Source organism: Paraburkholderia sp. UCT2 (genome assembly GCF_014397665.1).
GTDB classification, from domain to species: domain Bacteria; phylum Pseudomonadota; class Gammaproteobacteria; order Burkholderiales; family Burkholderiaceae; genus Paraburkholderia; species Paraburkholderia tuberum.
Genome location: NZ_VZQO01000003.1, coordinates 189,942 through 214,334, shown reverse-complemented (window position 1 = coordinate 214,334; position 24,393 = coordinate 189,942). Strand labels below are relative to the sequence as shown.

20 protein-coding genes and 1 pseudogene are annotated in these 24,393 nt (G+C 64.5%); 16 read left to right on the top strand and 5 right to left on the bottom strand.

Going from position 1 to position 24,393, the window contains the following annotated elements:
- Window positions 1-58: 58 nt before the first annotated feature.
- The 11 genes from F6X39_RS04190 to F6X39_RS04140 all read left to right on the top strand — a co-directional run bounded on the left by F6X39_RS04190 (window position 59) and on the right by F6X39_RS04140 (window position 12,615).
- A complete protein-coding gene (locus F6X39_RS04190; RefSeq protein ID WP_187615676.1) occupies window positions 59-1,354 on the top strand; it encodes an MFS transporter in 1,296 nt (431 codons plus the stop codon).
- 261 nt (window positions 1,355-1,615) lie between these two features.
- Entirely contained in the window at window positions 1,616-2,479 is an 864-nt protein-coding gene (locus tag F6X39_RS04185; RefSeq protein ID WP_187615675.1) for an ABC transporter permease, read from the top strand.
- 2 nt (window positions 2,480-2,481) lie between these two features.
- Complete coding sequence (locus F6X39_RS04180; protein ID WP_187615674.1) at window positions 2,482-3,534, top strand: ABC transporter ATP-binding protein; 1,053 nt, start codon at window positions 2,482-2,484, stop codon at window positions 3,532-3,534.
- A gap of 11 nt (window positions 3,535-3,545) precedes the next feature.
- Entirely contained in the window at window positions 3,546-4,607 is a 1,062-nt protein-coding gene (locus F6X39_RS04175) for an extracellular solute-binding protein (RefSeq protein ID WP_090810835.1), read from the top strand.
- A gap of 3 nt (window positions 4,608-4,610) precedes the next feature.
- Window positions 4,611-5,498: an ABC transporter permease gene (locus F6X39_RS04170; RefSeq protein WP_187615673.1), complete on the top strand. Its 888-nt coding sequence runs from the start codon at window positions 4,611-4,613 to the stop codon at window positions 5,496-5,498.
- Between the two features lie 73 nt (window positions 5,499-5,571).
- A complete protein-coding gene (locus tag F6X39_RS04165; RefSeq protein ID WP_187615672.1) occupies window positions 5,572-6,762 on the top strand; it encodes a M24 family metallopeptidase in 1,191 nt (396 codons plus the stop codon).
- Window positions 6,763-6,828: 66 nt separating this feature from the next.
- On the top strand, window positions 6,829-8,076 hold the full coding sequence (locus tag F6X39_RS04160; protein ID WP_187615671.1) for a metal-dependent hydrolase family protein: 1,248 nt from the start codon (window positions 6,829-6,831) through the stop codon (window positions 8,074-8,076).
- Between the two features lie 74 nt (window positions 8,077-8,150).
- Window positions 8,151-9,071 carry a LysR substrate-binding domain-containing protein gene (locus F6X39_RS04155; protein ID WP_187615670.1) on the top strand — a complete coding sequence of 307 codons (921 nt, stop codon included), beginning with the start codon at window positions 8,151-8,153 and terminating at the stop codon, window positions 9,069-9,071.
- 127 nt (window positions 9,072-9,198) lie between these two features.
- Window positions 9,199-10,263, top strand: a complete 1,065-nt coding sequence (locus tag F6X39_RS04150) for a PotD/PotF family extracellular solute-binding protein (protein WP_187615669.1) — start codon at window positions 9,199-9,201, stop codon at window positions 10,261-10,263.
- 41 nt (window positions 10,264-10,304) lie between these two features.
- Complete coding sequence (locus tag F6X39_RS04145) at window positions 10,305-11,282, top strand: N(4)-(beta-N-acetylglucosaminyl)-L-asparaginase (RefSeq protein WP_187615668.1); 978 nt, start codon at window positions 10,305-10,307, stop codon at window positions 11,280-11,282.
- Between the two features lie 253 nt (window positions 11,283-11,535).
- Complete coding sequence (locus tag F6X39_RS04140; protein WP_187615667.1) at window positions 11,536-12,615, top strand: tartrate dehydrogenase; 1,080 nt, start codon at window positions 11,536-11,538, stop codon at window positions 12,613-12,615.
- Between the two features lie 91 nt (window positions 12,616-12,706).
- Here F6X39_RS04140 and F6X39_RS04135 read toward each other — a convergent pair whose 3' ends face one another.
- From F6X39_RS04135 to F6X39_RS04120, 4 genes are all read right to left on the bottom strand, one after another.
- A complete protein-coding gene (locus F6X39_RS04135) occupies window positions 12,707-13,819 on the bottom strand; it encodes a PAS domain-containing protein (protein ID WP_187615666.1) in 1,113 nt (370 codons plus the stop codon).
- A gap of 231 nt (window positions 13,820-14,050) precedes the next feature.
- Window positions 14,051-15,013, bottom strand: coding sequence for a PDR/VanB family oxidoreductase (locus tag F6X39_RS04130; protein ID WP_187615665.1), 963 nt, complete (start codon window positions 15,011-15,013; stop codon window positions 14,051-14,053).
- A gap of 80 nt (window positions 15,014-15,093) precedes the next feature.
- Entirely contained in the window at window positions 15,094-16,554 is a 1,461-nt protein-coding gene (locus F6X39_RS04125) for an NAD-dependent succinate-semialdehyde dehydrogenase (protein ID WP_187615664.1), read from the bottom strand.
- A 10-nt stretch (window positions 16,555-16,564) separates the two neighbouring features.
- Window positions 16,565-17,713 carry an aromatic ring-hydroxylating oxygenase subunit alpha gene (locus tag F6X39_RS04120; protein WP_187615663.1) on the bottom strand — a complete coding sequence of 383 codons (1,149 nt, stop codon included), beginning with the start codon at window positions 17,711-17,713 and terminating at the stop codon, window positions 16,565-16,567.
- A gap of 400 nt (window positions 17,714-18,113) precedes the next feature.
- Here F6X39_RS04120 and F6X39_RS04115 point away from each other — a divergent pair, with 400 nt between their 5' ends.
- The 3 genes from F6X39_RS04115 to F6X39_RS04105 are packed head-to-tail and all read left to right on the top strand — an operon-like array spanning window position 18,114 to window position 21,730.
- On the top strand, window positions 18,114-19,559 hold the full coding sequence (locus F6X39_RS04115; RefSeq protein WP_187615662.1) for a purine-cytosine permease family protein: 1,446 nt from the start codon (window positions 18,114-18,116) through the stop codon (window positions 19,557-19,559).
- Window positions 19,560-19,583: 24 nt separating this feature from the next.
- The gene (locus F6X39_RS04110) at window positions 19,584-20,735 is read left to right on the top strand and encodes a porin (RefSeq protein ID WP_187615661.1); all 1,152 of its coding nucleotides are present in this window, start codon (window positions 19,584-19,586) and stop codon (window positions 20,733-20,735) included.
- Window positions 20,735-21,730 carry a LysR substrate-binding domain-containing protein gene (locus tag F6X39_RS04105; RefSeq protein WP_187615660.1) on the top strand — a complete coding sequence of 332 codons (996 nt, stop codon included), beginning with the start codon at window positions 20,735-20,737 and terminating at the stop codon, window positions 21,728-21,730. The genes F6X39_RS04110 and F6X39_RS04105 overlap by 1 nt, the downstream gene beginning before the upstream one ends.
- Here F6X39_RS04105 and F6X39_RS04100 read toward each other — a convergent pair.
- The gene (locus tag F6X39_RS04100) at window positions 21,727-22,437 is read right to left on the bottom strand and encodes a FadR/GntR family transcriptional regulator (RefSeq protein ID WP_187615659.1); all 711 of its coding nucleotides are present in this window, start codon (window positions 22,435-22,437) and stop codon (window positions 21,727-21,729) included. The genes F6X39_RS04105 and F6X39_RS04100 overlap by 4 nt on opposite strands.
- A gap of 333 nt (window positions 22,438-22,770) precedes the next feature.
- Here F6X39_RS04100 and F6X39_RS36520 point away from each other — a divergent pair.
- Window positions 22,771-22,926, top strand: a pseudogene (locus F6X39_RS36520) (mannitol dehydrogenase family protein); the annotation flags it as partial.
- A gap of 131 nt (window positions 22,927-23,057) precedes the next feature.
- Window positions 23,058-24,347 (top strand): MFS transporter, encoded by a 1,290-nt coding sequence (locus F6X39_RS04095; protein WP_187615658.1) that lies wholly within the window; start codon window positions 23,058-23,060, stop codon window positions 24,345-24,347.
- The last annotated feature ends 46 nt before the right edge of the window (window positions 24,348-24,393 follow it).

Here is a 24,393-nt window from a genome sequence, read left to right as displayed (position 1 = left end):
CCGTTACGATGCTTTGGATAGCTCGAACAGACCCTCGTCACCCTGGAAAGCCTCGAAGATGAATCGCAAGCTCGACGTACCATCGGCCGAACCGGTGCCGCCGCAGGCGCAGGCCACGGCGACAGCCAAGGCCGCCCCGCCGGCCGGCGATGAAGCCGCCGCGCATTGGCAGCGCAATCTGTGCGTGTGCGTGTTCGGCTCGTTCACGACCATCGTCGCGATGACGCTGCTGCTGCCGTTCCTGCCGCTCTATGTCGAGCAGCTCGGCGTAAAGGATCATGCGGCGATCGTGCAGTGGTCCGGCGCCGCGTTCGGCGCGACCTTCTTCAGCGCCGCGCTCGTCGCGCCCCTGTGGGGCAAGCTCGCGGACCTCTACGGCCGCAAGCTGATGCTGATCCGCTCGAGCCTCGGCATGGCGGTCGCGATGTCGCTGATCGGCATGGCGCACTCGGCGTGGCAGCTGGTCGCGTTGCGGCTGCTCGCCGGGTTGCTCGGCGGCTATGCGTCGGGCTCGATGATCCTCGTCGCGACGCAGACGCCGAAGGCGCGTTCGGGCTGGGCGCTCGGCGTGCTGTCGTCGGGGATCATGGCGGGCAATCTGGTCGGCCCGCTGATCGGCGGCTTCCTGCCGCCGTTGATCGGCATCCGCGCGACCTTTTGGGCCTCGGGCGCGGCGATCTTCGTCGCCTTTCTCGCGACGGCGTTCCTGATTCGCGAAATGCCGGTTCGCAAGCGCGCGGACAGCGCGCCGAAGCAGGGCGCGTGGGCCTCGGTTGACGACAAGGGGCCGGCCATCGCGATGCTTGCCACGGGTCTGCTGCTGATGGTCGCGAACATGTCGATCGAGCCGATCATCACCGTCTACGTCGCTCAGCTTACGAAGCCTCAAAGCGTGACGATGATCGCGGGCTTCGTGATGTCGGGCGCGGCGCTCGGCAGCGTGATCTCGTCGTCGCGTCTCGGCAAGTTCGCCGATCGCGCCGGGCACTGGAATGTGATCGTCGGCTGCCTCGCCGTATCGGCGGTGTTGCTCGTTCCGCAGGCGTTCGTCACCGCGAGCTGGCAGCTGATCGTGCTGCGTTTCCTGATGGGGATGGCACTGGGCGGCCTGTTGCCGTGCATCGCGAGCGTGATCCGCCATAACGTGCCGGCGAGCGTGACGGGCGCGATCCTTGGGTACTCGGTGTCGTCGCAATACGCGGGGCAGGTGGCCGGCCCGTTGCTGGGCGGTTTCGTCGGCGGACACGTCGGCATGCGCGCGGTGTTTCTCGGCACCAGCGTGCTGATGGCGCTCGGCGCGCTCGCGAACTGGCGCGTGAAGTCGGGCAGGGCACGGGCAGCGGTGGCGCGCTGATACAAGCCACCTCGACGGTCAACACGTTTGCCATTCCGGCGCAAACACCTTTCCCCTGGGCGACCAGCGCCCGCGTAAACCCCAGCGCGCGTCTAGCCAGAACCCGCTTTGCTCCTTTTTTTATTCATGCTACTGTGAATCGCAGTTCGTCAGGCTATGCAAATTTACATTGCGACCAGCCGAGGCGGAGCGGGGGTGGCCTGACGCCGCCACCCCGCCGGACACACCCCAACGTGTAATCCCGACCAAGGAGAAAGCGCGGTGACGCAGGTTCCGATCGACGGTAGCAGCATCGTTTCCGCGCGCGCTTTGTCCCACCCACGTCTGTCCCCGGCGAAATGGTTCGTCAGGGCGGGCGTCGCGCTCATCTATCTGTTCATGCTGAGCCCGCTGATCTTCGTGATCTGGCTGAGCTTCTTCAAGGACGCGATCATCACGTTCCCGCCGTCCGGCTACACGCTGTCGTGGTACGTCAACGCATGGCGTAACGACGCGTTCGCGAATGGTTTCGTGCTGTCGCTGAAGCTCGCGGCGGGCGCCGCGATCGGCGGCGTGGTGCTCGGTATCGCCGCCTCGCTCGCACTTGCGCGCTACCGGTTTGCTGGGCGTCGCCTCGTCAGCAACACGCTGCTGCTGCCATTAGTCGTGCCTGGGATCGTCGCCGGCATCGCGACCTATCTGTTCTATCTGCGCGCCGAGAATGCGCTCGACACCGACATCGTCGGCACATTCGGCGGCCTGCTGCTCGCGCATATCTGCCTGACGATCCCATGGACGATCCGGCTCGTCACCGCGAGCCTGGGCCAGCTCGACACCACCGTCGAGGAGGCGGCGCGCAATCTCGGCGCCGGTGCGTGGCGCACGCTGTGGCGCGTCACGTTGCCGATGCTGCGGCCGGCGATCGTCGCGTCCACGCTGTTCGGCTTCATCGTCTCGTTCGAGAACCTCGAGATGACCTTGCCGCTCGTCGGCCCCGGCAAGACGACGTTGCCGATCGCAATCATGCAGTACCTCGAATTCAATCTCGACCCAACCATTGCGGCGGTATCGGCCGCGCAGATCGTGCTGCTTGGCATCGTGATGCTGATCACCGATCGTTTCGTGAAGCTCGGCAAGGTGATCTGATCATGGCTCAGGTATCCCTGCGCAATCTGCGCAAGCAGTACGGTGCGACGACCGCGGTCGCCGACGTGTCGTTCGATATCGCCGAGGGCGAGCTGGTCGCGTTCCTCGGCCCGAGCGGCTGCGGCAAGACGACGACGCTGCGCATGGTCGCGGGCTTCGTCGAGCCGAGCGACGGCGAAATCTGGATCGGCAACACCGAGGTCACGCGGCTCGCACCCGACAAGCGCAATACCGGCATGGTATTTCAGCGCTATGCGTTGTTTCCGCACATGACCGTCGCGCAGAACGTCGCGTTCGGTCTGGAAATGCGGCGTGTACCGAAGGCGGAGCGCGACACGCGCATTCGCGAGGCGCTCGACATGGTGCAGCTGAGCTCGCTCGCCGAACGCTATCCCCGGCAGTTGTCCGGCGGCCAGCAGCAGCGCGTCGCGATTGCGCGCGCGCTCGCGATCCGGCCCGACGTATTTCTGCTCGACGAGCCGTTGTCGAATCTCGACGCGAAGCTGCGCGTCGAGGTTCGAGAAGAAATTCGCGCGCTCCAGCAGCGTCTCGGTCTCACGACCATCTTCGTCACGCACGATCAGGAGGAAGCACTTGCGATGGCGGACCGCGTGGCCGTCATGCACGACGGACGCGTGCAGCAGATCGGCAGCGCGGACGCGTTGTACGAGCGGCCCGCCAATCCGTTCGTCGCCAGCTTCCTGGGCCGCATGAATTTCCTCGCGGGCCACGTCGACAACGGCCAGTTCATCACGGCGAACGGCGAAAAGATCACGGTCAACGCCGCCGCGCGCAATGCCAACACGCTCGGCATCCGACCCGAGCGCCTGCGTCTCGCCGCGGCGCCCGAGCACAGCGAAGCGTCGATCCCGGTCCGGCTGGCCGACCGGATCTATCTCGGCGCGACCGTCGAATTGCGCCTCACGAGCGAGCGCGGCCAGAGCCTCGTCGCGCTCGTGCCGAACACCGCGCACGCCGGTGCCGGCGCATGGTTGCCGGGCGACACGCTGCACGCGTGCTTCAGAACCGAAGATTGCCTGCTTTTTTCCGCCTGAAGGACCATAAAATGAGCTATCCCATCACGCGCCGCACGTTTCTGAAAGCTGCTTCCGGTCTGCTCGTCGCTCCGTCGCTCGGTTTCGATCCGCGTACGGCATTGGCGGCCGACGCTTGCCCCAACGTCGTCGTCGGCACGTGGGGCGGCGATTATCTGAACCTGCTCGAACAGAACATCGGCAAGCCGATCATCGAGGCCGCTGGCGGTCGCGTCACGTACGACTCGGCGGATCAGATCGGCCGCATGACGAAGCTGCGCGCGGAGAAGATGTCGCGTCACGGTTCGCTCGACGTCGCCTGTCTCGCCGACATCGACATGTTCGACGTCAATCGTTCGGGGGTGCTCGAACCGCTCGACACGAAACTGGTGCCGAACTCGGCGCGCACGATCGAAGCGCTGCGCCGCCCGTATTCGATTCCGCACATCTTCAGTGCGATGGTGATCGTCTACAACCCGGAGAAGTTTCAGGCGAAGCCCGATTCGCTCGCGGTCGCGCTCGATCCGAAACTGAAGGGACGGGTGGGTTTTTCCGACATTCTGTACAACTTCAACGTGCTGCAGTCTTCGCTCGCGGCGGGCCAGCACAATGGCGACACGGCGGCCGGCATCCAGTTTCTGCGCGAGGTGCGCAAGCAGCAGCCGAAGGTCTATCCGTCGAACGAAACGGTCGCGGCGGCGCTGAAAAGCGGCGAAATCTGGATGACCTGCATGTGGAAAGCGCGCGCGCTGCAGTGGAAGAAAGGCGGCGTGCCGGTCGACTACGCGTTCCCGAAAGAGGGCGGCGTGCCGGTCACGTTCGAGGCCGCCGTGCCGAAGAACGCGCCGACGCGTGCGTGCGGCTTCAACTATCTGAACGCGATGCTCGATCCGCGCGCGCAGGTCGGCTTCGCCGAGACGATGGGCTATGCGCCGACCGTCACCGACGCGGCCTTGCCGCCGACGCTGCAACAGAGCGTCGGCTTCACGAATGCCGAGCTCGATCGCCTCGTGAAAGTCGACTACGCGCGTTTCACCGCGGAAAAACCGGCGCTGCTCGACTTCTGGAACAAGGAATTCAAGCCGGGACTTTGAACCATGACGACGAGCGCACTGAACGCCGCGCCGCGGCGCCGCGACTTCGCCGGGGGCCTGCTCGCAACGCCTGCCGTGTTGGTCGTGCTATTCGTGATCGTGCTGCCGGGCGTGCAACTGGTGCGCTACAGCTTCAATCATTTCGACTCGGTCCAGATGATGCAGGCGGCGTTCACGCTCGAGAACTACGTCCAGTTTCTGACCGATCCGTACTACCACACGGTGCTGTGGACCACGATCAAGGTGGCCGCGCTGTGCACGGCGCTGTCGCTCGTACTCGGTTTTCCGGTCGCCTATGTGCTTGCTAAAACGCAGAGCCGCTTCAAGAGCCAACTGGTGATGCTGCTGGTGTTTCCGCTGCTGGTCGGCAACGTCGTGCGCGCGGCGGGTTGGATGGTCATGCTCGGCAACGCGGGTTTCGTCAATGCGATGCTGATGGCGCTCGGCCTCGTCGATCAACCGGTGCGGCTGCTGTATACGCCGTTCGCGGTGGTGGCCGGCACCACCGCCGTGGTTCTGCCGTACATGATCCTGACCTTGCAGAGCGTGCTCGAAGGCCTCGATTTCTCGATCGAGGAAGCCGCGCGCAATCTCGGCGCGAGCTTCGCTCAGACGCTCGCGCGCGTCGTGCTGCCGATCGCGGCGCCCGGCGTCGCGGCCGGCACGATGCTCGTGTTCATTCTGTGCATGAACGCGTACGCGACACCGGTTCTGCTCGGCGGCACCGGCATCACGATGATGACGCCGGCAATCTACGACCAGATCGCCAAGGCGAACAACTGGCCGTTCGGGGCCGTGCTGTCGATCGTATCGATGGTCGTCACGTTTGCGCTGGCGCTGTTGTCGCACTGGATCATCCAGCGGCGCTACGCGAAGACGATGATGACCTGAACTGGCAGGGCGCGCCGCGGGCTGGTGGGTGGGATGCGCCTCTCCTTAATTCTTCTTCCTGAAGGAACGACAGATGCCAATCCTCACCGACAAGACTCGCGCTTACCGTCACGACCTGATGCAAAAACTGATGGAACGTCAGCGAGTCGATGCGCTCATCTTCACGTCCGCCGACTTCTTCCAGTGGGCGACCAATTTCCACGTCGACGTGCAGACCTGGGAGCGGCCGATCGCCGTGTGCGTGCCGCTGTCGGGCGAGCCGTTCGCGATCATGAACGAGCTGTCGACGCATCACGTGATGATGGCGCGCGAGCGCGGACATCTGTGGCTCGACGATATCTCGTTCTACTCCGAGCATCCGCGCGTGGTCGAGCGGCAGCCGCTACTCGCGGAAGTCCCGGAGCTGATCGCCGCGCGTTTGCGTGCCGCCGGGCTTGGCGCATCGCGAATCGGCGTCGAAGCCGCCGGCGGTCCGCTCGGCCGCGCGGCGGCGGCGCTGCCAGACGCGAAGTTCCTGCCGATGCTCGCCGAGCTGCGCTCGTTGCGCTGGGTCAAGCACCGGGAGGAGATTGCCATCATGCGGGCCGCCGCAAGCCTCGCCGATTGGGTGCAGGACCGCTATCGCGAGAACATTCGCCCCGGACGGCTCGTTCAGGAACTCGACTATCAGATGGCCGCCCTGATGGTGACCGAAGGCGCGCGCCGCTTTCCTGGCGAGAACCTCGAAGTGATGCGTTGCTGGACCTTGTCGGGACCGGCATCGGCGTCGCCGCACGGCGACGGTGCGTCGTGCGGCGCGCAGATCAAGGCGGGCGACGGTCTCGTCAATATCGTGATTCCGCGTTTGAACGGTCTCGTGATCGAGAACGAGCGCACCTGGTTCTGCGGCAAACCGGGCGCCGAGCAGGCGCGTTTTCATGAGGTCGCGCGCGCGGCCAACGAGGCGGCCGTCGCGGCGGCCGTCACGGGTCAGCCGGTTTCGGGTATCGACGCGGCCGCGCAGGCGGTGATCGAGCAGGCCGGCTGCGCAAAGTACATCCGTCATCGCACGGGGCATGGCATGGGCATCATCGGTCACGAGTATCCGGACGACATGGCGTTCAATCACCGCGCGCTGCTGGACAACGAGGTTTACTCGGCGGAGCCCGGCATCTATGTGTACGGCCTCGGCGGTTTCCGGCTCGACGATTCGGTCGTGACCGGCCCGACGCCGGAGCTGCTCACGAAGACCCCGCGCACGCTCGCGCACGCGACCATCGATTGAGTCGCGCAGCGCGCGACACCCTTCAACGTTGGAGATGACCCGGATCTTGTACCGGGAGGAGACCTGATGGAGTCGATTCTGTTCTCGCACTGCGCGCTGCTCGATCCGGCTGCCGGCGAATTGCGTGAGGACCACGCGGTGCTGGTGGAAAACGGACGCATCAAGGAGGTCTCGGACCGGCCGATCCGCAGCGCGTCCGCACGCGAAATCGACCTGCGCGGCAAGACGCTGATGCCTGGCCTGATCGATTTGCACGTGCACGTGCATGCGACGCAGCTCAATCTCGCAGCACAGGTGAACTTGCCGAACGTGCTGATCACGCTGAAGTCGTTGCCGTTGTTGCAAGGCATGCTTCGGCGTGGCTTCACGACAGTGCGCGATGCGGGTGGCGCGGGCTTCGCGCTCAAACAGGCGTTGGAACAGGGGCTCGCCGAAGGTCCGCGCCTGTTCGTGTCGGGCCGCGCGATCAGCCAGACTGGCGGACACGGCGACATGCGCGGCCGCAGCGACTACATCGGCACCGATAGCCCATGCGCGTGTTGCGCGCGGGTCGGCGCGATATCGCGTGTCGCCGACGGCGTCGATGCCGTGCGTCGCGCGGTGCGTGAAGAGCTGCAGATGGGTGCCGACCAGATCAAGATCATGGCCTCGGGCGGCGTCGCCTCGCCCACCGATCCGGTCGGCGCATGGGGCTATTCGGAAGACGAGATCAGGGCGATCGTCCACGAGGCGCGGGCGCGCGGCACCTACGTGCTCGCGCATGCGTACACGGCCGAGGCGATCGCGCGCGCGGTACGCTGCGGCGTTCGCACGATCGAGCACGGCAATCTGGTCGACGAAGCGGCTGCGCGGGTGATGGCCGAGCACGGCGCGTTCGCGGTGCCGACGCTCGTCACCTACGACGCGCTCGCGAACGAAGGCGAAGCGCTCGGCCTGCCCGCCGATAGCGTCGCGAAGATCGGGAGCGTGCGCCAGGCGGGCCTGCGTTCGCTCGAAATCTTCCGCGCGGCGGGCGTGCCGATGGGCTTCGGTAGCGATCTGCTCGGCGAATCGCAGCGTCTGCAAAGCGATGAATTCCGCTTGCGCAGCGAAGTGCTGACGCCGCTCGAGATCCTGCGCAGCGCAACGGTGGTCGGCGCGCAGGTGCTCGGCCAGGTCGGGCAGCTCGGGCAGATCACGGCAGGCGCGCACGCCGACATGCTCGTCGTCGACGGCAATCCGCTTGCGTCGCTCGACTGTCTGCTGGGGCAGGGCGAGCGCATTCCGGTCGTGATGAAGGGCGGTAGAATCCATGCCTTTGATTTGCCGGCGTGACATGCGCAGCGCTCGCTTGCGAGCGAGGTTGACAGCGGGGAGCGCCGGCGGCCCATGCAATCCGGAGAGAACGGATGGACTTTCGGCACATCGACGCATTCAGGGCGCTGATGCTCACGCGCACGACGACCCGCGCCGCGCAGGTCATCGGCACTTCGCAGTCGGGCATCAGCCGCCTGATTACCGATCTGGAGCGCTCGACCAGTCTCACGCTGTTCGATCGCAGCCGCGGCCGGCTCGAACCGACCGTCGAAGCCCTGGCGCTGTTCGAGGAAGTCGAGCGGCGCTATGCCGGCCTGGACAACATCCGCGAGTTCGCGCTGAGCTTGCGCAATCCGTCGACCGCGGTGATTCGCGTGGGTTCGGTCGTATCGTTCGGGCTCGGCTACTTCGCGCGCGTCGTGGCGAACTTTCATCGCCGGCATCCGGCCGTGCAGATTGCGTTGACGACCGGGGCATCGTCGCTGATTCGCGATCAGGTGGTGTCGCGTCAACTCGCGCTCGGTCTCGTCACGAATACCGTCGACGTGACCGGCACCGATTCGACCGCCTTCGCGCAGCTCGACGCGATCTGCGCGTTGCCGGCCGGTCATCCGCTGGGCAAGCGCAAGGTCATCAAGGTGGCGGATCTGCGGAATCAGCCGATCGTGTCGTACGATCTGCCCGACCTCGTGCGCTGGGGCATGGCTCAGGTGTTCGCGACCGGTCAGCTGCAATCGCAGGTGGTGGCGACCGCGCCGTATTCGGTCAACATCGCGACGATGGTCAAGGAAGGCCTCGGCATTGGTTTGTTGCATCCGGTGTCGGCGTACGACTTTCTCGACTCGAATCTGATCTTGCGCCGCTTCGAGCACGCAATGCCTTTCTATACGCTGAAGATCACGCCGCATGGCGCCGCGCCGGCTCCGCATCTCGACGAATTGTCGAAGGTGATGGAGGAGACGCTCGAAGAAGTGCTGGCGGCCGTGAATACGCGCTTGACGGCAGCGAGCTGACCGATTGCCGCTTCGCGGCGGCAGCGGCGTTCCCCACCTATCCAATGAAATACAGATCGGGCCACCGAGGCCCGGCGTCGTCCTTTGCGGCTTCTTTTCGAAAACGCATTTCTCCTGGAGCGAGTGTATGAATCACATCAACCAGCCACGCCGCCGTTTTCTTCGATCCACGGGGACGCTCGTCGCGGCCTCCGCGCTGGGTCCGTTCGCGATGAAAGCCAATGCGGCCGGTGCGTGTTCCGGTCAAGTGGTGGTCGGCACGTGGGGAGGCGACTATCAACGCCTGCTGCAACAGAACATCGATTCGCTGGTGACGCCTACCGGTGATGCGATCACCTATGCGGTCGGCAGTGCGCTCGCGCGGCAGACCACGATGCGTGCCGAAGCACACGGGCGGCGCAGCACGTTGGATGTCGCGCTGCTGCGCGATAACGACATGTTTCAGATGTACTCCGAAGGCACGACCGCGAAACTCGATGACGCGCTGCTGCCGAACCTTGCCAACGTGATTCCGCAATTTCGTCGCAGCTACGCGGTCCCGCACATCTTCAGCGCGCTCGTGCTCGTCTACGATACCGACACGGTGCGCACGCGCCCGGACGGTCTCGCCGCGCTGCTGGACCCTCAATTCAAGGGCAAAATCGGCCTGGTCGATGATCAGTATGACTATCTGACGCTCGCGGGCGCGCTTGCATCGGGTGGGCAAGCGAGCGATCTCGCACTCGGGCAGAAGTATTTGCGCGCGCTGCGCGAGGCATCGCCGCGAGTGTATCCGTCGGTCGATGCATTGGCGTCGGCGCTCAAGAGCGGCGAGATCGTCGTGACCGTCACGTGGAAGGCGCGCACGCTGCAGTGGAAGAAAGCGGGCCTCGCGGTCGATTACGTGTTCCCGAAGGAGGGCGCATTACCGGCCACGTTCGAGGCCGCGGTCACCGCGGGCAGTAAATCGTCCGCCTGCGCGTTTCCCTATCTGAATGCGATGCTCGATCCGCGTTCCCAGCGCGCGTTCGCCGAATCGATGGGCTACGCGCCGACGATCACGAACGCGAACCTGCCGCCGTCGTTGCAACAGGCGGTGGGCTTCTCGGGCAAGGAGTTGGAGCGGATCGTGCCGGTCGACTTCGCGATGCTGATGAAACACAAGACGGAAATGCTCGACTTCTGGAACAAGGACTTCCGCGCTGGACTTTGACCCTGAGGCTCCGCACATTTCTGCCTGCAAGACCCAAACACATGATCATTCTGACCAACAACGAAGGTAAATCCGGCATCGGCTTGACCGCGGAACTGCTGCGCAATGGCGGTGCCGGGCTCGACGCGGTCGAGGCAGGCATCCGGCTCGTCGAAGATGACGAAGAGGTGCGCACGGTCGGGCGTGGCGGCTGGCCGAATCTGCTCGGCGAAGTCGAGCTCGATGCGTCGGTGATGGATGGCTCGACGCTGCGGACCGGCGCGGTGGGCGGTCTGAAGGGCTTCAGGCATCCGGTGAGCGTCGCGCGCGCGGTGATGGAACGGCTGCCGCACGAGCTGCTGATCGGCGAGGGCGCCGCGCGCTATGCGGCCGAAACGGGTGCGGAGCGCTGCGAGCTGCTCGCCGAACATTCGCGCAAAGCGTACGCGCGCTGGTTCGACGGCGAAGTCAGCGCGACCGACAGGGCCGCGTGGCCGAATGTGCCGCTCGAACGGTACTGCCATGACGCGGTCGATCCGGAGATCGGCAAGGACACGACTGTTTTTCTTGCGCTCGACAGCGCCCGCAATGTCGTGAGCGGCACGAGTACATCGGGATGGGGCTGGAAATATCCGGGCCGTCTCGGCGACAGTCCCGTGATCGGCGCGGGCTCCTATGCCGATAGCCGTTACGGCGCCTGCGCATGCACGGGCGCGGGCGAGATGACGATCCGCGCCGGCACGGCGCGCGCGGTGGTGCTCTACATGAAAATGGGCATGAGCGTCGAGCGCGCGGTCAGCGAAGCGGTCGACGATATGCGCGCGCTCAAGGGCGGCTTGATCAGCCGCGTGACGATCCATGCGATCGATGCCGCGGGCAATCACCGCGTGGTGGCGGTCAATGGCTTGCCGGGCAATCACTACTGGGTGTGGACGCCAGCCATGGCGCAGCCGGAGCGCCGTGCTTGCGAGCTGATCCAGATCTCGGAGGGTGAGCCGCAGAGCAAGCGGATTGCGATGCAGGTTTATACCGACGTTTGAGGGCGACGCGTAGTGGCGATGTGGCCGTCCACGCATTGCGCGGACGGATAAGTTCGATCCGACGGTTCGTTCAGGTCGAATCAGTCGGGCAAAGACCTCGTAGCGATGCAGGCCCGGGCCTCGCGGACGATTATTCACGCATCGTGTTCAATGTCTCAACGCTACAGCGGCTAATTTCCGGCGCCCTTTGAGGCATGCTTGCACTCATCGAGCGCGCACCCCTTGAGGCGCGCCGTGCAACGGAGAACGAGACATGAGCAAGACATTCAGAATCGCCGCGATTCCCGGCGACGGCATCGGCCAGGAAGTGATGCCGGAGGGCGTGCGTGTGATGGAGGCGGCAGCCGCGAAGTTCGATCTGAAGCTGGAATTTACGCATTTCGACTGGGCGAGCTGTGACTACTACCTGGAGCACGGCAAGATGATGCCGGACGACTGGTGCGCCACGCTCAAGGAGTTCGACGCGATCTATTTCGGAGCGGTGGGCTGGCCCGACAAGGTGCCCGATCACATTTCGCTGTGGGGTTCGCTGCTGAAGTTCCGCCGCGAGTTCGATCAGTACGTGAACCTTCGGCCGGTACGTCTGTTGCCCGGCGTGCCGTGTCCGCTCGCGAATCGCAAGCCCGGGGATATCGACTTTCTCGTCGTGCGCGAGAACACCGAAGGCGAGTACAGCGCCGTGGGCGGCAAGATGTTCGAAGGCACGGAGCGCGAGTTCGTGCTCCAGGAGTCGGTGTTCACGCGCCAGGGCGTGGACCGCATCCTTCAGTACGCGTTCGAGCTCGCGAACGCGCGCGGACGCAAGAAACTTACGGCGGCTACCAAGTCCAACGGCATCTCGATCAGCATGCCGTACTGGGATGAGCGCGTAGTTGCGATGGCCGAAGCGTATCCCGACGTGAAGTGGGACAAGCAGCACATCGACATCCTGTGTGCGCGTTTCGTACTGCAGCCGGATCGCTTCGACGTGGTCGTGGCGTCGAACCTCTTTGGCGACATTCTTTCGGATCTCGGCCCCGCGTGCACGGGCACGATCGGTCTCGCGGCTTCGGCCAACCTGAACCCCGAGCGCAAGTTCCCTTCGTTGTTCGAGCCGGTGCACGGTTCGGCTCCGGACATCTTTGGGAAGAAGATTGCCAATCCGATCGCGATGATCTGGTCGGGTGCGATGATGCTCGACTTCCTCGGCAACGGCGACGCGCAATACAAAGCGGCGCACGAGGCGATCATGCGGGCCATCGAGAACGTGCTGGTGGAAGGGCCGCGTACCCCGGACATGGGCGGCGCGGCGAACACGGCGGACGTCGGCAAGGCTGTCGCCGCCGCGCTTTGAGCGGAAAGCGCGCGGGGTGTTCCTGCGGGACACCCCGTTATCTTTGACGAATGCTCGTCACCCGGAGTCAGCGAACGTTGATCACCCGGAGTCAGCGCGCGCCGATGCCGAACGGCGCGCTTCCCGTGGCCGCGGCTTCTTCGGCGGTCGGCTGCGCACCCGTGGTCGCGGCCGCCGTCATGTCGGCGGGCTGCGCCGCGCGGCACAGTGCCGTGAGCCACACATCCTCGCCGTGCGGCGCGACACGCGCGTAGCCTTGCTCCACCACCAGCCGCCACGTATCGTCGGGCAACAACGCGCGATACAGCACGCGATAGTCCGCGCGATGCGCGAGCGCGTCATTCACGCTCGCTTCGCGCGCCGCGCGGTCGTCGGAATGAATGTGCTGCGAAAGTTCGACGAAATGACGCGGCGCCCCGGCCGGATCGACGCCGAACAGGCGGCACCACTCGTCCGACACGATCAACTCGTCCTGCGCGCGCAGCCAGCGCCATGCACCGAAACCCGCGATGCGCGCAGCGTCGTTGAGCAACTGCAGGCGGCTTTCCAACGCGCGCTCCGCTTGCTTGCGCGCGCTGACGTCGATGGTGGTGCCCACCACACGCACGGGACGTCCGGCATCGTCCAGCAGCGTGGCGACGCGTGACTCGATCCAGCGGATCTGCCCGTCGGGAAGAATGATGCGGAAGTCCCACACGCGCGGCGCCGTGCTCGCAACGAGTTCCTTCAGGGACCCTTCGTTCAGCCAGATCGCGTCCTCGGGGTGCAGGATCTCCCAGAACTCGGCGTTGGTGTGAATCTCGCGGCCATAAAGCTTCGCGCAATTGCTCGAATAGATGAGCTCGTCGGTAACCAGATTCCATTCCCACGTCACGATGCCGGCCGACTCCTGCGCCTGTTTCATGCGCGCTTCGTTCGACATGATCTCGGCGGTGTAGCGGCGGCGCAGGTCGGTCATGGGCAGTTCCGTATTGCCTGCGATGCCGAGGTCCTTCACGGCTTCGTCGCCGTAGCGCAGCCAGACCCAGTTCACGTCGAGGAACGCCGCGAGGCGGCGCAGGTTCGAATAATCGATCTCGCCGCCGCGGGTCCACTTGTGCACGGCGGGTCGTGAAATGCCGACGGCGTCGGCCACTTGCTGCAAGCTCAGCTTCTTGTGCTCGAGCAGTACTTTCAGACGGAACGCGAACGTATCCTCGGACATCCATTTCCCTCTATGACGTATCGCGCGGTCGAACGGATCAGGCGAAAAGGGCGGCATAGGCCCCGGGCCCGAAAGAAGGGCCCGGGGCCTATGCCGCCGATGATGAATGGGGCGCGCGGCCGGGACAATGCGTGCGAGCGCCTATCTTTCGCTAGTTTAACGGATCGGCGCGAGGGCCGTTCCGTCAGGCGCTGCAGCGCTCTCGCGGGAATCCGTGCCGTGGAGGCCGGCCTACAGGTCGATCACGAGGCGTCGCGTGCGCGAGCGTGACACGCATAGCAGAATGGTCTTCTGCGCGGTTTTTTCGTCGTCATCGAGATACTGGTCGCGATGATCGGCCTCGCCTTCGAGGATCGCCGCTTCGCAGGTGCCGCACACGCCTTCGCGGCACAGCGACTCCACCGTCACGCCCGCGCGCTCGATGGCCTTGAGGATGGTCTCGTCCTCGCCCACTTCGAGCTCGATGCCCGACTTCGCGAGTAGCACGGTGAACGCCTTGCCGCCGGTGTCGGTAGCGGCGAACTGCTCCGAGTGCAGCTGTGACTTCGGCCAGCCCAGCAGCGCGGCGTTCGCGTAGACGGCGTCGTTCAAGCCCTGCGGGCCGCACACGTAAACATGCGCGTCGGTAGGCAGGCTCTTGAAGAGCTTGAGCAGGTCGAGACGCTGGCCCTCGCTTTCCACATAGCAGTGCACGTTGGCCGCGTGCGGGCCAGCCTTCAGTTCGTCGACGAATGCGCCGTGCTCGGGACTGCGGAATGCATAGTGCAGTTCGAGCTCGAGATCTTCAGGCCGATGCTCGGCGAGCTGCGCGAGAAAAGGGGTGATGCCGATGCCGCCCGCGATGAATACATGCCGCTTCGCGTCGCTCGCCAGCTCGAACAGGTTGGCGGGCGAGCCGATGGCGAGGCGCGTGCCCGCTTCGACCTTTTCGTGCATGAAGGCGGACCCCCCGCGCGAGGCCTCTTCGCGGCGCACGGCGATCTGATACCGGCGCGTGTCGTGCGGCGAACTCAGCAGCGAGTACGCGTTGTGGCGCCACGCTTCGCCGTCCTGCATGGAGACCAGCACATGGGCGCCGCCGTTGAAGGCGGGCAGTGGCGCGCGGTCGGGCAGTGCGAGCGTGAAGCGCTTGATGAGTGGAGTGAGTTGCTCGACGGCGACGACGTCGACAGCGATCGATTCGCGGGCGTTCATGTTGACTTCCTTGACTTCTGAATCCGGAGAAAAGAGCGGATGCGGCGCGGCCCGCATCCGCTCGAAGGTGAGCGCGTCGATTAACGCGAAACCCCCGCCATACAGAGGTACTTGATCGACAGGTAATCCTCGATGCCGTACTTCGAGCCTTCGCGGCCGATGCCCGACTGCTTGACGCCGCCGAACGGTGCGACTTCGTTGGAGATCAGGCCCGTGTTGATGCCGACGATGCCGTATTCGAGCTGATCGGCCACGCGCCAGACGCGGCCGATGTCGCGGCTGTAGAAGTACGCGGCAAGCCCGTAGATCGAATCGTTCGCGAGCTGCACGACTTCGGCGTCGCTCGAAAAACGCACGATGGGCGCGACCGGTCCGAAGATTTCCTCGGAGAGCACCGCCATGCCGGGCTTCGCGTCGGCGAGCACGGTGGGTGCGTAGAAGTTGCCGCCGCGCTCGTGCGGCGCACCGCCCGTGACCGCGCGCGCGCCTTGCGCCACGGCGTCGCGCACGAGGCTGTCGACCTTGTCGCGCGCCGCTTCGGTGATGAGCGGTCCGATGTTCACGCCCTCGGCGAAACCGTCGTCCACCTTGAAGGCGGCCACCCGCGCGGCAAAGCGCCGGCAGAACTCGTCGTACACCGAATCGTGTACATAGAAGCGGTTCGCGCAGACGCAGGTTTGCCCCGCGTTGCGATACTTCGAAAGCAGTGCGCCTTCGATCGCGGCGTCGAGGTCCGCGTCGTCGAACACGATGAACGGTGCGTTGCCGCCGAGTTCGAGCGACACTTTCTTGACGGTATCCGAGCACTGACGCATCAGCAGACGGCCTACTTCGGTCGAGCCTGTGAACGTGAGCTTCTTGACGAGCGGGCTCGAAGTCATCTCGAGGCCGATCTCGCGCGACTTGCCCGTGACGATGTTGATCACGCCGGCGGGAATGCCGGCCTCCTCGGCCAGCGCCGCAAGCGCGAACGCGGAGAGCGGTGTCTCGTTGGCGGGCTTGATGACGATCGTGCAGCCGGCGGCCAGCGCGGGACCGGCCTTGCGCGTAATCATCGCGGCCGGAAAATTCCACGGGGTGATCGCGGCGCACACACCCACCGGCTCCTTCGTCACGACCAGACGCTGGTCCGGGTTCGGGCTCGGGATCACATCGCCGTCGATGCGCTTGGCCTGCTCGCCGAACCACTCGATGAACGAGGCCGCGTAGCCGATCTCGCCACGTGCCTCCGCGAGCGGCTTGCCTTGCTCGCGGGTCATGATCTCAGCCAGCGCCTGCTGGTTCGCCATGATGAGCTCGAACCAGTTGCGCAGAAGGCGCGCGCGCTCCTTCGCCGTCGTGGCGCGCCACGCAGGGAAGGCGCGGTGCGCGGCCGCGATGGCCGCGCGCGCTTCGGCGGCGCCCATGTTCGGCACGTTCGCGATCAGCTCGCCCGTGGAGGGGTTGTAGACGTCGAGCGTGGCGCCGTCGTCGGCGTTGCGCCACTGGCCGTCGATATAGGCCCGCTCACGCAGCAGGCCGGGATGTTGCAGTGAATTCATGCGTGGCCCCTTATTCCTGGTACTGCTGGGCAAGCAGGTTGTGGAAGTGCGCAATGCCGTGCTCGCTGACGCCGCTGCGCTGACTGTCGACCATGATGCGTCCCTGGCCGCGATAGCCGCGCGACTTCAGGCCCTTCTGCACGCTCTCCACGAGGCGCAGGTCTTCCGGGCGGAACACGGTGCGATACCACTCGATCAGCTTCTGCTGCTCTTCGGTCGGCTCGTCGTTCAGGAAGTAGATGTCATAGTGCTGCAGCGTGACTTCGGCGCTCATCGGAAATTCGTAGATGACCGTCATGAAGTCGCCGCCCGGCGGCACGTTGAACATCGTGCAGGGCCACGCCCAGTAACCGCTGAAGCTCGGGTCCTTCACGGACGGATCGAGCTTGAACGAACGCTCCGACGACCGCGCGTGACCGAACTGCAGCGTCCAGTTGCCGTGCAGCGTGTGCGTGTACTGGTCGATCTTCACGGAATCCGAGAAGCCGGGGTGCGCCGGGCCGCAGTGGTAGCACTCGAGGTAGTTATCGACGATCGACTTCCAGTTGGCCGGCGTCTCGGTCACGAAGCGAGCGGCGAGCTTGAGGTCGTCGATCACGGGGCAGGCCTTGCGAAGGCTGGCTTCGAGGCCCGGCAGTTGCGATTCCACGCCCTCGGCGTCCGGGTTCAGGTTGATGAACACGAAGCCCGCGTACTCCTCTACGCGTACCGGCACGAGCGTCGAGTTTTCCTTGTCGAACGACTCCACGTGATCGCAGTTGTTGGCGTGCGCGAGCGCGCCGTCGAGCTTGAACGCCCAGGCGTGGTACGGGCAGGTGATAACGTTCTTCGCCTTGCCGCTGCCTTCGAGCAGCTGGTGGCCACGGTGCGGACAGACGTTATAGAAGGCGCGCAGCACCTTGTCTTTGCCGCGCACGAGCAGGATGCTCTCGCCCACCACTTCACGGGTCACGTAGGCATTCGCTTCGGCCAGTTCGCTGCGGTGCGCGACGCAGATCCAGGTGTTCTCGAAGATCCTTCTTTCTTCGGCCTTGTACACCGATTCAGAGGTGTAGTAGCTCGCCGGGATGGTCCAGGCGAGTTCGGGGTTGGCGCAGAAGTCGGCCGGCAACTTGGGGAGGTCGGGTTTTTTGTGGAATTCGATCGGGAGGAAGGTCATGGGGTCCGCCGTACTGGGAGTGAATTAACTGTCAGTTACTATAAAACTATTGGTTAACGGAAATATAGGAGAAAACCGTCCGGCGGAGGATCGGGGTTATCCCGCACTGATCGCCCGGTGGCGTGCGGGTTCGATGCAAGACGCCTATTCTTTTCTGTTAAAAATCAATGGAAATTGACGTTCGACGAACCAAATCGATTTCCGCGTAGACGTCAATAGGAGGATGCGATAGTGCGACGAAACACTTCAGGGTGGGTACCATCGTTAACTGATGGTTTGTAGTTAACTGAAAGATAACCGCGTCGTGTCATGAAACTGGAACTCCAGGTATCGGTACCGGCGCGGAAGGCGGGACCGTGCCATTCGCGGCCGCTTTCGCCACCCCACAACTGGAGGAGACATGTCCCACGAGGCAATTGCCGAAACCTTGGCCAACGAACCTTCGCGCGCAAAATCGCGAATCGAATCACGCTCGATCGACTACGTGCCGCTTGCCGAACGCAAAGGCAAGGCCTGGCATCTATGGCCCGTGTGGTTCACGGGCGACGCCAATCTCGCGACCGTCGCGGCCGGTGCGATTGGCATCAGCATGGGCGGCAACCTGCTGTGGAGTGCGATCGCCATCGTGCTCGGCAACGTGCTGGGCACCTTCTTCATGGCGTTCCATTCAAGCCAGGGGCCGCAGCTCGGGCTGCCGCAGATGATCCAGTCGCGCCCGCAGTTCGGCTACATGGGCGCGCTGCTCGTGTGGGTGGTCGCGCTCGTCACCTATATCGGCTACAACTCGTTCAACCAGCTGATGGCGGGACAGACCGCGCATCACCTGCTGGGCACCGAGCCGCATCTGAGCTACATCGTGTTCACGGTGATCGCGGTCGCGCTCGCGGTGTTCGGCTATGACCTGATCCATAAGGCACAACGTTGGCTCGCGCTTGCGCTGCTCGCCGCGCTCACGATCTTCAGCATCGGCATGTGCCTGAAGGTGCCGTTCCCCGCAGGCCAGCTGAGCCTCGCGGGCTTCAAGACCACGCCGTTCCTCGTGCAGCTTTTTTCGGCAGCGGCATATCAGCTCTCGTGGTCGATCTACGTTTCCGACTACTCGCGGTATCTGCCGCCCAATACCGGCGTGCGCGCCACCTTCTGGTGGACCTTCCTTGGCGCGCTCATTGGCGGCGTCTGGATGATGCTGGTGGGCACGGCGGCCGCGGCGCTCAACTCGCAGATCGAGATCTCCGACGCGGTCCAGCGCGCGGGCGACATGATCTTCCCGGGATTCGGTACGGTTACGCTGCTGCTCTCGCTGCTCGGATTGCTCGCCATCACGGGCCTGAACTTCTACGGTGCCTCGCTCACGCTGCTGAGCATCGCGGACTCGTTCAAGCCGCTCAAGTCGAACGCGACCAAGCGCATCGTGAGCCTCGTCGTGGTGGCACTCGTTGCGACCTCGCTCGCGTTCTCGGCGTCGGACAACTTCATGGGCAAGTTCGGCGACTTCCTCGGCATTCTCGGCTATCTGTTCACGCCGTGGACCGCGATCAACCTCGTCGATTTCTTCGTCGTGCGCCACTCGCATTACTCGGTGCGTGAGATCTTCAACCCGCGCGGCATTTACGGACGCTGGAACTGGCGCGGCCTCACCGCGTACTGGGTGGGCTTTGCCGCGATGATCCCGTTCTTCAAGACAGAGCTCTATTCCGGACCGGTCGCGAATGCGCTGGGCGGCATCGACATCGCGATGCTCGTGGGCCTGCCCGTCGCGGCACTGGTCTATCTGTGGGCCTGTCGCTCGATTGACATCGAAAAAGAACGCCAGCTCGTGCGCGAAGCCGACCGTGGCCTGAACTGAACCTGACTCAACAACGACTACAACATGAATCAGACGAAGAAATTGCGGCCCACCGTATTCGTTACGGCGGTGCTCGCACTCGCCTTGCTCCCGGTGGCCGCGCGCGCGCAAAGCAGTGTCACGCTTTACGGCGTGCTTGATGCGGGCATCACCTACGTCTCCAACGCGGGTGGCTCGCATCTGGTCAAGTTCGACGACGGCGTGACTTACGCGAACCGCTGGGGCCTGATGGGTACCGAAGACCTGGGCGGCGGGATGAAGGCCGTGTTCAAGCTGGAGAGCGGCTTTCACCTGGGTAACGGGCAAATCTCGAACGGCGGCTCGCTTTTTGGTCGCGCCGCTTACGTGGGTTTGCAGAACGACTGGGGCACACTCACGTTCGGCAATCAGTTCGACATGACGCGGGAAATGGTCTACCAGTACAACGCGGCCGCGTGGGCAAGCGGCTACGCCATCAACCAGGGTGACTTCGACCGCATGAACGGCGACCATCTGCCGAACGCCGTGAAGTTCATGTCGAGCACGTACGGCGGGTTTCAGTTCGGCGGCATGTACTCGTTCAGCAATACGCCTGGCGATTTTCACAGGGGCAGCGCGTGGAGCGTCGGCGCGCAGTATCAGCACGGCCAGTTCTCGATGGGCACCGCCTATACGCAGCTGAACAACCCGTCGGGCATTTATGCGTTCGACCCGTACAACATGATCGGCGTGCGCACGTTCTTCGGCAGGCCGACGGTGAGCGTCGATCCTGCCACGGGCGCCGTCACGTCGCTGTATGCGGATACGCCTTTTCCGGTCGACAGGCAAGGTGCCTTCGGCGTGGGCGCGAGCTATGTCATCAACAAGGTCACGCTGATGGGTGCTTTCACGTACACGCAGATCAAGGCGTTTGGCGAGAGCGAGCACATGCTGGTGGCCGAGGGCGGTGCGAACTGGCAGATCACGCCGGCGGCAAGTTTCGCGGGCGGCTATCAATACACGCACTTCGACGGCCACCACTGGAATCAGCTGTCTGCGGGTCTGCATTACCTGCTTTCGAAGCGCACGGACGTGTACATCTCGGGCGACTGGCTGCAGGCGTCGAACGGTGTGGATGCGGTGATCGGCTACAGCTTCACGCCTTCTTCGACGACCACCCAAGCCGACGTGCGCATCGGCATGCGCCACTCGTTCTGATGAAACTTCCTGCTTCCCCTGAGCTCAACGACCTGCGGGTGTTCTGCATGGTCGCCCGCAAGTCCAGCTTTAGCGCGGCCGCCGATGCGCTCGACGCCTCGGCGGCGTATGTGAGCAAGCGCGTGGGGATACTCGAAGCGAGCCTCGGCACGCGTTTGCTGCACCGCTCGACGCGCCGCGTGGCGATGACGGCCGCGGGCGAGCGCGTGTTCGCGTGGGCCGAGAAAATCCTCGACGACATGGAGCAGCTCGTCGAAGACGTCTCCAGCACGCGGCGCGTTGCGCGCGGCACGCTGCGCGTGTCGAGCAGCTTCGGCTTCGGCCGCAAGTTCGTCGCACCGGCGCTGGCAGCCTTGTCGGATCGCTACCCGCAACTGGGTGTGCGGCTCGACCTGTTCGATCGCGTCGTGGACGTGGCGGGCGAAGGCTTCGATCTGGACGTGCGCATCGGCGACGAGATCGCTGGCCACCTGATTGCAAGGCGCCTTGCAACCAACTATCGCGTGCTTTGCGCCTCGCCGGCATACCTCGCGCAGCACGGCGAGCCGCGAACCGTCGCGGATCTGGAGGCGCACGCGTGCCTCGCGATCAAGGAGCGCGATCACCCATTCGGCGTCTGGCGTCTCGATGCGGGCGGCAAGACGGTCGCGGTGAAAGTGACGGGTCCGCTCTCGACGAATCACGGCGAGGCCGCAGTGCAATGGGCGCTGGCAGGGCGCGGCATCGTGCTGCGCTCGATCTGGGACGTGCAGCCCTTGCTCGACGAAGGGAGGCTGCGGCGCGTGCTGCCCGAGCTCACGCAGCCCGCCAGCGTGTGGGCCGTATTTCCCGAACGTCTTGCGCAGTCGGCGAAGGTGAAGGTGTGCGTGGACTTTCTCGCCGAAGCGTTCGCGCAGGCTGGGGTGGGCTGCGCGGCGCAGGCGCCATCACAGGGCACTTCGAAGCCGCAGAGCAGAACAACGCCGACGCTGGTTCACAGTCACACCACCGCCTAAGGCGTCTTCTGCCCCCCCGCAATCACCCGCTCCAACGACAGCTTCAAGTGACGCTGCATCGCCGCCTGCGCCTGAATCGCATCATGCGCTTCCAGCGCTTCGAGAATCACGAGATGTTCGTCGGGCACGGCGCCCCACGTCGTTTCGTTCTCGAAGTGGCCGCGCAGCTTTTCCGACAGCGGACTATGCCGCGCATCGAATAGCGAGCTGACGGTGCGCACGAGCACCTCATTGCCGGACATTTGCGCGATCGCGAGATGGAACGCGCGATCGGCCGCGACCGGAATTCTGCCGGCCTTTACTTCGCGCTCCATCTCGCTGTAGATGGCGCGCAGCATCTTCAGATCTTTCGGTTTGCAGAACGGTGCGACGCTCGCGATGATCGAGCCTTCGATCAGGCAGCGCGCGCCGAGGATGTCGAGCAGGCTATCGCCGAGTTCGGCCTGCGACAGCGACGCATCATTCTGCGCGGACGGCGTCGCGCACAGGTAGACGCCCGAGCCCATGCGAATCTCGACGAGCCCTTCCAGTTCCAGCGCGACCAGCGCCTCACGCACCGACGGCCGCGACACGCCGAGCGTCTCCGCCAGCGCGCGCTCGGGCGGCAGGCGGCCGTTCGGCGCGAACTCCGGCTGAGCGATCAGCTCGCGCAATTTTTCGGCGATCTGAAGATAGAGGCGGCGAGTGTCGGCAGGTCTGGTGGTCACGAAACGATTCCCGGCGATGTAGCTTGTGCAAGCCCCATAAGGCGAGCGCCGATTGTAGATCGAAGCGCCCGGCGCGCAAATCGTGCGCGCTCGGCGGCGCGGCGACAGCGTTCGGGGTTTCCCCAACTTCGTGCGAATTGGCTTGACCAGTATCGCACTCGCCGTTATTTTCGCAAATTGGTAAGGCCGGATTGACGCCACGGAGACGCCAGCCGTGCAGCCCTGCTGGTCGCTCCGCATCCCGATACCCGATCAATTTCTCCATGACGATGAAGACTGTCATTTGCGAACAACCCGGCCAACTCGGGCTCGCCGAACGCGCGATGCCGGCGGTTCCTCGATCATCGGCTCGCCGACATCGCGCGCAATCACGAGCAAAAGAAAGAGCGGCGTTTCAAGCCGGTGATCGAACTCGCGCGCGAGCTTGGCGTGCGTGTCGAGCAACCGCGTCTAAGCGTGGCGCTTGCCGCGTGCACGCACGACGGCTAACGACGCGGGCCGCAAATCCGCAGTAGATCTGTAGCAGACCCCGGCAGCACACCCCGGCAGCACACCGGCGGCCACGAGGCCGCATGGTTCATCCAAATAGAGTAGATGCCAGCCCAGGAGGAGACGGTTTCATGAAGAAGAAGATGCGTTGGGTAGTGATTTTTCTGTGCTTTCTCGCGATCGCGGTGAACTACATCGATCGTGCGAATCTCGCGGTCGCCGCGCCGCAAATCGAAAAGGCGCTCGGCATCGGCCCCGCCGAGATGGGCTTCATCCTGAGCGGATTCTTCTGGACCTACGCGTTGATGCAGATGCCGTTCGGCTGGTTCGTCGATCGCGTCGGCGCGCGCATCGCGTTGCCGCTCGCGGTCGGGTGGTGGTCGGTGTTTACCGCGGCCACCGCGGTCACGACCAGCGTCGCGGGCATGTTCGGCTGCCGCCTGTTGCTCGGCGTCGGCGAGGCGGGCGCGTATCCGTCCTGCGCGAAGCTCGTCAGCCAATGGTTCGAGCCCAAGGAGCGCGCGATCGCGACGAGCATCTTCGATAGCGGCTCGCGGGTCGGCTCCGCGCTGTCGATTCCCGTGGTCGCGCTGATCATCGGCACGCTCGGCTGGAAGGCTGCTTTTGTCCTCACCGGCTTGCTCGGCGCGGTGTGGATCGTCGGCTGGTTCGTGATCTATCGGAATCCCGTGCAGGACGCGATGGAGACCGCGCGCAACGCTGCGCCGGCGGCTCGAGCGAGAGGCGGGCAGGACGACGTGACGTGGGCATCGCTGTTTCGCCATCGCACGCTGTGGGGCATGATGCTCGGCTTCTTCTGCCTGAACTTCGTGATCTACTTCTTCATTACGTGGTTTCCGAGCTATCTCGTGCAGACGCGCGGCTTCTCGCTGAAATCGCTCGGCACGCTCGGCATGATTCCGGCGCTGATCGCGATTCCGGGCGGCTGGCTCGGCGGCTATGTGTCCGACGCGCTGTTCCGGCGCGGCTGGAGCCTGACGGCTGCGCGCAAGACCTGCATGGTCGGCGGCATGCTGGTGTCGTCGGTGATCACGCTGTCGGCGTTCACGGAGAACACGTATCTGATGCTCGCGTTCTTCGGTATCGCCTATGGCAGCCTCGCGTTCGCCGCGGCGAGCATCTGGTCGCTGCCCTGCGATGTCGCGCCGACACCGCGCCATGTCGCGTCGATCGGCGGCATCCAGAACTTTGCGTCGAATCTGGCGGGGATCGTGATCACGACGTTCACCGGCGTGATGGTCGCAATGACGAAGGGCTCGTTCACGATCCCGCTCGTCGTCGCGGGCGGCTTCTGCTTTCTCGGCGCGTTTAGCTATCTTTTCATCGTGGGACGCATCGAGCCGCTGTCGCTGGAATCGGAAAGCCGCGATCTGCCGAAGGGCGCGCGCTCCACGATCTGACGTATTCTGTGTCAACGCATACGGATAACCCTGTTTTCGAGGCTTT

Excerpts from the sequence above, each read along its gene's own strand:
- F6X39_RS04115 (WP_187615662.1), top strand. The coding sequence starts at position 18,114 with ATGTCCCACGAGGCAATTGCCGAAACCTTGGCCAACGAACCTTCGCGC.
- F6X39_RS04160 (WP_187615671.1), top strand. The coding sequence starts at position 6,829 with ATGGAGTCGATTCTGTTCTCGCACTGCGCGCTGCTCGATCCGGCTGCC.
- F6X39_RS04125 (WP_187615664.1), bottom strand. The coding sequence starts at position 16,554 with ATGAATTCACTGCAACATCCCGGCCTGCTGCGTGAGCGGGCCTATATC.
- F6X39_RS04145 (WP_187615668.1), top strand. The coding sequence starts at position 10,305 with ATGATCATTCTGACCAACAACGAAGGTAAATCCGGCATCGGCTTGACC.
- F6X39_RS04165 (WP_187615672.1), top strand. The coding sequence starts at position 5,572 with ATGCCAATCCTCACCGACAAGACTCGCGCTTACCGTCACGACCTGATG.
- F6X39_RS04120 (WP_187615663.1), bottom strand. The coding sequence starts at position 17,713 with ATGACCTTCCTCCCGATCGAATTCCACAAAAAACCCGACCTCCCCAAG.
- F6X39_RS04180 (WP_187615674.1), top strand. The coding sequence starts at position 2,482 with ATGGCTCAGGTATCCCTGCGCAATCTGCGCAAGCAGTACGGTGCGACG.
- F6X39_RS04170 (WP_187615673.1), top strand. The coding sequence starts at position 4,611 with ATGACGACGAGCGCACTGAACGCCGCGCCGCGGCGCCGCGACTTCGCC.
- F6X39_RS04175 (WP_090810835.1), top strand. The coding sequence starts at position 3,546 with ATGAGCTATCCCATCACGCGCCGCACGTTTCTGAAAGCTGCTTCCGGT.
- F6X39_RS04110 (WP_187615661.1), top strand. The coding sequence starts at position 19,584 with ATGAATCAGACGAAGAAATTGCGGCCCACCGTATTCGTTACGGCGGTG.
- F6X39_RS04150 (WP_187615669.1), top strand. The coding sequence starts at position 9,199 with ATGAATCACATCAACCAGCCACGCCGCCGTTTTCTTCGATCCACGGGG.
- F6X39_RS04135 (WP_187615666.1), bottom strand. The coding sequence starts at position 13,819 with ATGTCCGAGGATACGTTCGCGTTCCGTCTGAAAGTACTGCTCGAGCAC.
- F6X39_RS04095 (WP_187615658.1), top strand. The coding sequence starts at position 23,058 with ATGAAGAAGAAGATGCGTTGGGTAGTGATTTTTCTGTGCTTTCTCGCG.
- F6X39_RS04130 (WP_187615665.1), bottom strand. The coding sequence starts at position 15,013 with ATGAACGCCCGCGAATCGATCGCTGTCGACGTCGTCGCCGTCGAGCAA.
- F6X39_RS04190 (WP_187615676.1), top strand. The coding sequence starts at position 59 with ATGAATCGCAAGCTCGACGTACCATCGGCCGAACCGGTGCCGCCGCAG.
- F6X39_RS04155 (WP_187615670.1), top strand. The coding sequence starts at position 8,151 with ATGGACTTTCGGCACATCGACGCATTCAGGGCGCTGATGCTCACGCGC.
- F6X39_RS04105 (WP_187615660.1), top strand. The coding sequence starts at position 20,735 with ATGAAACTTCCTGCTTCCCCTGAGCTCAACGACCTGCGGGTGTTCTGC.
- F6X39_RS04140 (WP_187615667.1), top strand. The coding sequence starts at position 11,536 with ATGAGCAAGACATTCAGAATCGCCGCGATTCCCGGCGACGGCATCGGC.